Origin of the sequence: Microbacterium sp. NPDC079176 (assembly GCF_040686675.1) — a bacterium.
Classification (GTDB): domain Bacteria; phylum Actinomycetota; class Actinomycetes; order Actinomycetales; family Microbacteriaceae; genus Microbacterium.
On sequence record NZ_JBFBLM010000002.1, the window covers coordinates 190,750 to 198,105 of the forward strand.

General features: G+C 69.0%; 5 protein-coding genes and 1 pseudogene. 4 read left to right on the plus strand and 2 right to left on the minus strand.

Going from position 1 to position 7,356, the window contains the following annotated elements:
- Positions 1 to 2 precede the first annotated feature (2 nt).
- Complete coding sequence (locus AB0P11_RS04965; RefSeq protein ID WP_363520232.1) at positions 3 to 674, minus strand: DedA family protein; 672 nt, start codon at positions 672 to 674, stop codon at positions 3 to 5.
- 41 nt (positions 675 to 715) lie between these two features.
- Between AB0P11_RS04965 and AB0P11_RS04970 the strand changes: the two genes are divergently transcribed.
- The 3 genes from AB0P11_RS04970 to AB0P11_RS04980 all read left to right on the plus strand — a co-directional run bounded on the left by AB0P11_RS04970 (position 716) and on the right by AB0P11_RS04980 (position 5,364).
- A complete protein-coding gene (locus AB0P11_RS04970; protein WP_363520235.1) occupies positions 716 to 2,041 on the plus strand; it encodes an anthranilate synthase component I family protein in 1,326 nt (441 codons plus the stop codon).
- A 33-nt stretch (positions 2,042 to 2,074) separates the two neighbouring features.
- The gene (gene leuS, locus AB0P11_RS04975; RefSeq protein ID WP_363520849.1) at positions 2,075 to 4,651 is read left to right on the plus strand and encodes a leucine--tRNA ligase; all 2,577 of its coding nucleotides are present in this window, start codon (positions 2,075 to 2,077) and stop codon (positions 4,649 to 4,651) included.
- Positions 4,652 to 4,758: 107 nt separating this feature from the next.
- Positions 4,759 to 5,364, plus strand: a complete 606-nt coding sequence (locus AB0P11_RS04980; protein WP_053096553.1) for a ComEA family DNA-binding protein — start codon at positions 4,759 to 4,761, stop codon at positions 5,362 to 5,364.
- Between the two features lie 48 nt (positions 5,365 to 5,412).
- On the opposite strand, the gene AB0P11_RS04985 is transcribed toward AB0P11_RS04980, so the two are convergent.
- Positions 5,413 to 6,687 (minus strand): FAD-dependent oxidoreductase, encoded by a 1,275-nt coding sequence (locus AB0P11_RS04985; RefSeq protein WP_056278903.1) that lies wholly within the window; start codon positions 6,685 to 6,687, stop codon positions 5,413 to 5,415.
- A gap of 360 nt (positions 6,688 to 7,047) precedes the next feature.
- Between AB0P11_RS04985 and AB0P11_RS04990 the strand changes: the two are divergent.
- Positions 7,048 to 7,356 (plus strand): annotated as a pseudogene (locus AB0P11_RS04990) (hypothetical protein); the annotation flags it as partial.

Below are 7,356 nucleotides of genomic sequence, written 5' to 3' on the forward strand. Positions count from 1 at the left end.
CTTCAGTCTTTCACGTCGGTCGCGTCCTTCGCGTCGGAGATGTCGAGATGGCGCGCCTCGAGGCGCGAGATCACCTTCTTGCCCACGAACACGGCGACGAGGAAGAGGGCGATGATGCCGACGAAGATGTATCCCGCGTAGTGCACCCGGTCGGCGAGCTCATCGAAGCTGCCAGCGGCGAGCGAGGTGATGCTCACGTAGGCCGTCGCCCAGAGCAGGCAGGCCGGCGCCGTCCACGCGAGGAAGCGCCGATATGAGTAATGGCTCATGCCCACGGTCAGCGGCACGAGGGAATGCAGCACCGGCAGGAACCGCGAGAGGAAGATGGCGATGCCGCCGCGGCGGGCGAGGTAACGCTCCGCCCGCACCCAGTTCTCCTCGCCGACGCGTCGGCCGACCCAGGAGGCACGGATGTGCGGGCCGACCCACCGCCCGAGCCAGAAGCCGATGCTCTCGCCGATCAGCGCGCCGACGACGACCGAGACGACCATCGCCACGGCCTGAGGGAGGCTGGTGATGCCGATGGACGCGACGAGCACGACAGTGTCACCGGGGAATACGAGCCCGATCAAGACGCTCGTCTCCAACATCACGGCGAGCCCCGCGACGAGGGTGCGAGTGATCGGGTCGATGGACCGCATGAAGTCGATCAGCCACGGCACCAAGTCGTCCACCCCTCGAGAATACGGGAGTGCGCGCCGCCTAGGCTGAGAACGTGCCCGAACCTCTGAGCGCCCGCGTCCTGCCCGATCGGGTGACGCCTGACGCGCTCTTCCTCGCCCTCGAGCGGTCGTGCGCCGACCTGTTCTGGCTCGACGCCGGGGCGGAAGCGACGGAGGGATGGAGCTTCGTCGGGACGGGCGATCCGGCGTCGTTCCCCGGTGAAGTGCGGATGGATACCCGCACGGCCGCCGCGCATCCCGGTCCTCCGCTGCGGGGTGGGTGGGTCGGCTGGTACGACTACGAGACCGGCGCCCGAGCAGCGGGAGCACCCGTATCGGAAGCCGCTGACGAGCCCGGCGACGCCTGGTTGCGGGTCTCCCGGCTGGCGGCGTTCGATCATGCGACCGGCACCGTATGGGTTGCCGCAGCCCATGCCGATCTCGACGAGTGGAGCGCCGTCGTCGCGCGCGTCACCCCCTCCGCCGTGCCGCGCGGGGAGACGGTGTTCAGTGCGGCCTCGTCCGTACGCAGCGAGGCGCGACACACTCCGACGGAGTACGCAGGACTCATCGAGCGCTGCCGCGAGCTCATCAGAGCGGGGATCGCCTACCAGCTCTGTCTCACCACCCGGTTCACCGTGCCGGGGGAGCACGACGGAGTCGCGGTGTACCGACGCCTCCGTGCCGCCACTCCCGCTCACCATGGCGGCTTCATCCGGATCGGCGGCCGCTCCTTGCTCAGTGCGAGCCCCGAGCAGTTCCTCCACGCTGACGGCGGCGTCATCCGCACGCGGCCGATCAAGGGCACGCGGCCCCGCGGCGCGGACGCCGCGCACGATGCCGAGCTCGCCGACGAGCTCGCCGCGGACCCGAAAGAACGGGCTGAGAACGTCATGATCGTCGATCTGATGCGCAACGATCTGTCGAGGGTGTGCCGACCCGGGTCGATCCGGGTCGAGGCGCTGTGGGCCGTGGAGACGTATCCGGCGGTGCACCAGCTCGTCAGTACCGTCAGCGGCACGGCGGCCGCGGGCACGACGGCGAGCGAACTTCTCGCAGCGACCTTCCCGGCGGGCAGCATGACAGGCGCGCCGAAGCTCTCGGCGATGACGCGCCTGCATGAGCTGGAGGGAGGGCCTCGCGGTATCTACGCCGGGTGCTTCGGTTACATCGGCGATGAGGGGTCGCTCGACCTCGCGATGGTCATCCGCAGCATCGTGATCGACGGTGCGGGCGCTGTGGTCGGCGCAGGCGGGGGGATCACCTGGCGATCGGTCGCCGCCTCGGAGGTCGCCGAGGTCGCGACGAAGGCTCGGGCGCCGCTCGCTGCGCTGGGAGTGGAAATGCCCGCGGCCTGGGCTTCCGATATCCTGAACTGATCCCCTTTTCTCTTCAGATTGGTCGTGCGTTCGTTGTCTGAGAACCTGTCCACCTCTCCCGTCGCCGAGGAGACCTCCTCGGCGCACGCTATCCAGGCCAAGTGGCAGAAGTACTGGGCGGAGAACGAGACGTTCCTCACCGGCGGCGACGATGACAAGCGGCCCCGCCGCTACGTGCTGGCGATGTTCCCCTACCCCTCCGGCGACCTGCACATGGGGCACGCGGAGAACTACCTGTATTCGGACATCGTGGCCCGGTTCTGGCGCCACCGTGGGCACAACGTGCTCAACCCGATCGGCTGGGACTCCTTCGGACTGCCTGCGGAGAACGCGGCGATCCGTCAGGGTGCGGATCCCCGTGAGTGGACTTACCAGAACATCGCTCAGCAGAAGCAGGCGTTCCAGAACTACGGCGTCTCGTTCGACTGGTCGCGAGTGCTGCACACCTCCGACCCCGAGTACTACCGCTGGAACCAGTGGCTGTTCCTGAAGCTGCACGAGCGAGGTCTGGCGTACCGCAAGAAGAGCGCGGTCAACTGGTGCCCGAACGACCAGACCGTGCTCGCGAACGAGCAGGTCGTCGACGGCCGTTGCGATCGCTGCGGTGCCGAGGTCGTGAAGAAGAAGCTGACTCAGTGGTACTTCAAGATCACGGACTACGCCGACCGGCTGCTCGATGATCTGAACCAGCTCGAGGGCTTCTGGCCGCACAAGGTGCTGCAGATGCAGCGCAACTGGATCGGACGCTCGATCGGCGCCGACGTCGACTTCCGCATCGAGGGGCGCGACGAGCCCGTCACCGTGTTCTCGACGCGTCCTGACACCCTGCACGGAGCGACGTTCTTCGTCGTGGCCCCCGACTCCGACCTGGCTTCGGAGCTCGCAGCGGATGCTCCGGCCGACGTGCGCGAGCGTTTCCAGAAGTACCTGGCCGATGTGCAGAAGACCACCGACGTCGACCGACAGGCCACCGATCGCCCGAAGACCGGGGTCTTCCTCGAGCGGTACGCGATCAACCCGGTCAATGGCGAGAAGCTGCCGGTCTGGGCGGCGGACTACGTGCTGGCCGATTACGGTCACGGAGCGGTCATGGCCGTGCCGGCGCACGATCAGCGAGACCTGGACTTCGCCCGCGCCTTCGACCTGCCCGTGAAGGTCGTCGTCGACACGACGGCGCCCGTCACCGGTGCGATGCCGGTCATCGAGGTCGATGAAGAGGGTGTGCCGATCGACACCGGCGCGGCGCTCGACGAGCAGAACCCCGCCTCCACCGGCATCGCTCTGACGGGAGAGGGCCGGATGATCAACTCCGGACCGCTCAACGGTCTGTCCAAGCGCAATGCGATCGCCCGTGCGATCGAGCAGCTCGAGGCGTCCGGCACCGGGCGCGCCGCCAAGAACTACCGTCTGCGCGACTGGCTGATCTCGCGTCAGCGCTTCTGGGGCACGCCGATCCCGATGCTGCACGCGGAGGACGGCCGGATCATCCCCGTGTCCGAGGAGCAGCTGCCGGTGAAGCTGCCCAGCGTCGAGGGGCTCGACCTCAAGCCCAAGGGATCGTCGCCGCTCGGCGCCGCTGAGAGCTGGGTCCGCACGGTGGATGCCGCCAGCGGTGACCCCGTTCTGCGGGATCCGGACACGATGGACACGTTCGTCGACAGCTCGTGGTACTTCCTGCGATTCCTGTCGCCGAACAGCGACACGGTCGCGTTCGACCCGGCTCAGGCCGCCCGCTGGTCGCCGGTCGACTCTTACATCGGCGGCGTCGAGCACGCCATCCTGCACCTGCTGTACGCGCGATTCATCACCAAGGTGCTGTTCGACATGGGGCTGATCGACTTCACCGAGCCCTTCTCGAACCTCATCAACCAGGGCATGGTCCTGCTCGACGGCGCCAAGATGTCGAAGAGCAAGGGCAACCTGGTGCTCTTCGAAGAGGAGCTCGACGCCTACGGCGCCGATGCGCTGCGCGTGGGTCTCGCGTTCGCCGGACCGGTCGAAGACGACAAGGACTGGGCCGACGTCTCGACGACCGGTGCGCAGAAGTTCCTGGCCCGCGCGTTGCGCATCGCCCACGAGGTGTCCTCTCCTGTCGACGTCGTGTTCGCGGGCGGAGATGCGGCGCTGCGTCGAGCCACGCACAAGCTGCTGGCAGATGCTCCTGGGCTCGTCGAGCAGACGAAGTTCAACGTCCTGGTCGCGCGTCTGATGGAGCTGGTCAACGTCACCCGCAAGACGATCGACGGTGCTGCAGGCGCCGCTGATCCGGCGGTGCGTGAAGCGGCCGAGACCGTCGCCGTGATGCTCGATCTGATCGCCCCGCACACCGCGGAGGAGATGTGGCAGATCCTCGGACACGAGCCGTCCGTCGGGCTCGTCACCTGGCGCTCCGCCGACCCGGCGCTGCTCGTCGAGGACACCGTGACCGCCGTCGTGCAGGTGGGCGGCAAGGTCCGCGCTCAGCTCGAGGTGCCCGCGCGCATCGGCGAGGCCGAGCTCGAATCGCTCGCCCGTGCCGACGAGCGGGTCATTCGCTCGATCGGCGACCGCGAGATCGTCAAGGTCGTCGTGCGCGCCCCGAAGATCGTCAGCATCGTCGTGAAGGGCTGACCGACCGCGTCGCCAGCCGCTCTGCACATCCGGCCGCCCACGGGGGTTCTCCCCGACGGGCGGCCGGATGCATGAGAGGCGTCCGTTCGCTGGCATAGCGTTGCGGAATGCCCGAATCCGCCGCTTCCTCACCGGCGCCGCGCCGGTTGCGGCTGGGGGTCGGCGCCGCCGTCGTGTTGGCGCTCGTCGTGCTGTCCGCGGCCGTCGGACTCGGACTGATGCGGGGGCAGGCCGTGCCGACCGAATCGGTGCCGTTGGCCACCGAGGCCGCCGAGAGCGGCGGATCGACGGGAGAGCTCTACGTGCACGTGCTGGGCGCGGTCGAGCATCCGGGACTCTATGTCCTCGATCTCGACTCCCGGCTGGTCGATGCGGTGGCAGCGGCCGGCGGGACCACTGACGATGCCGACCTGACCGCGGTCAATCTCGCCCGCGTGCTCTCGGACGGCGAACAGATCAGCGTGCCGGTCGTGGGTGCCGCAGCCGCGGAGGGGTCGCCGGGAGCAGGCGCGCCCGCGGACGATCTGGTGGATCTCAACACCGCAGATCAGGCGGCGCTCGAGACTCTGCCGCGCATCGGCCCCGCCCTGGCCGAGCGGATCATCGCCTGGCGTGACGAGAACGGTCGGTTCACATCGGTCGATGACCTGCTGTCGGTCCCCGGCATCGGAGAGAAGCTGCTCGCCGGCATCCGCGACGGTGTGCGGGTGTGATGTGCGGTCTGCGGGCGCTGTCTCTCTCTCGCCTGAGTCCGAGCGTCGTCAGCTGTGCAGCGACGTGCCGCTTCTCGACGCCCCCGAGTCGGTCAGGACGGCACGTGCGGCACGCTCGCCGGAAGCGAGGGCGCCTTGGATCGACGCGGTGTCTCTGTGATCCCCGGCTGCATACAGCCGCTCGGCGTAGCGCGGCGATCGCGGTGGGCCGAGCGGTGCCGGTTGGGCAGGCAACGCGTCGACGATGTCGTCGCGCCGGATCAGCTGCCACGCGCTGATGTCCGTATCCCAGACCTCTTCGAGGTGGCGGCGCACGTCGAACTCGTCGGCGGATGCGCCGCCACGCGGCAGCAGGCAGGTCGCGGCGATGAGGTGACGTCCGGCCGGCGCATACGAGGGCACGGTGTGCGTCATCACGACGGTGTTCACGACGGGGCCTCCACCTCGGCCGTCGACGGTGAGCAGTGCGGATCTGCTGGGAGGTTCAGTGGCGGCGAACCACCACGTCTGCAGACCTCTCGTGACCGGACGGGCGAGACCGGTGAGGTCGCTGACGGCATCGGCGCCGACTGCGACCACCGCCCGAGCCGCTCGCACGGAGTCGCCGTCGCTCAGCCCCACCGTGATCTCCTCTCCTCCTGCTGAGATGCCTCCCGCGCGCGCGCCGAGACGGATGTCAGTACCCGCCGCGCGCGCGTGCGCGGCGAGCTGCTCGGGGACAGCGGCGATCCCCTGTGCGGGAAGCCCGGGTCGGCCGAGCGCGAAGTAGCGTACGAGCAGTCGCGCGAAGGCGTTCGATGTCTCGCCGCCTCTCTCCGCCAGAACCCCGGCGAGAAACGGCTCGAGTACAGCGGTGCGAAGCGGGCCACGAAGCCCCGCGGCATCCCATCCCTCGCGCATGGTGGCATCGTTCCGAGCCAGATGCGAGAGCGGACGCACCAGTGCCGGCGCGGCCCAGCGTGCCAGCGCGACGGCATCCCGACCGCTCACCAGGTCGCTGCGCAGAGACGTGACGATCGACAGCGGATGCCGAAGCGGATGCCGCAGCTCGGCCACCCCGTCCGTCGTGCGCACCCGCACGCCCACAGGGAAGCTCCCGAGCGCGAGTGCGTCGAGATCGACGCTGCGCCGAAGTGCCGGGTAGGCCGGGTTGAGGACCTGGAACCCGCGGTCCAGCCGGAAGCCGTCGATGATGTCGGTGCGCTGGCGTCCGCCGACCGCATCCGCGGCCTCGAGGACGACGACGTCGAGTCCGTGAGCGGAGAGCAGTCCCGCGCAGCGGAGCCCTGCGAGGCCGGCGCCGATCACGATCACGTCATGCATTCGCGATGACCTCTGCTCGGCGCGCCAGAAAGTTCCGCACCAGAGTCAGGTGACTGGGCTGGTGCTCTGCGATGTCGCGTACGTCGACCATTCCCCGAGTATGCCTGAGTCGCTCGGTGTGGTGGACGGTGTCGGCTGTCGGAACGGCCCGCGGTCGGTGAATCGAAGTGCCCGCGGTCCTCACGCAGAGATCATCGCTTCGCATTCGGCGCTCCTGCACGCCGCGTCGGCATCGATGTGTTGTCCACCGACCGGGGCGCGGTTGCGCTGCGAGGTGGTCGCACGCCGCTACGTTGTCCTGATGCACCGGCTGCCGATGAGATGCGACCCGCGGGTTCGACCGCGCGATGACGCGCGGGCATGAGCCGGGATCTGCGTCTGCTGCCGATCGCGGGCGGAGTGTGGGCGTTCGCCCTGGTCTGCGTGTTCGTGCCTCCAGCTGCGCAGTGGTGCCTTCTCGGTGGCGTGCTGGGGGCGGCGGCGTCGCTGTTGTGGATGCTGCGGCGGTCGTCCGCCGCGGCGTCCATGGCCGGGGTGGTGCTCGTGATGCTCGCCGCGATCGCCGCTGTCTCCGTCACTGCTCTTGCCGCGACACCGGCGCGCGAGGGCGCCGCGTCGTGGGACGGACGTGTGGTCGAGGTGACGGGGGAGGTCAGCACCTCGGCGTCG

Bases quoted from the DNA above. Each gene is read 5' to 3' on its own strand.
- AB0P11_RS04980 (WP_053096553.1), top strand. From the start codon at position 4,759: ATGCCCGAATCCGCCGCTTCCTCACCGGCGCCGCGCCGGTTGCGGCTG.
- AB0P11_RS04985 (WP_056278903.1), bottom strand. From the start codon at position 6,687: ATGCATGACGTGATCGTGATCGGCGCCGGCCTCGCAGGGCTCCGCTGC.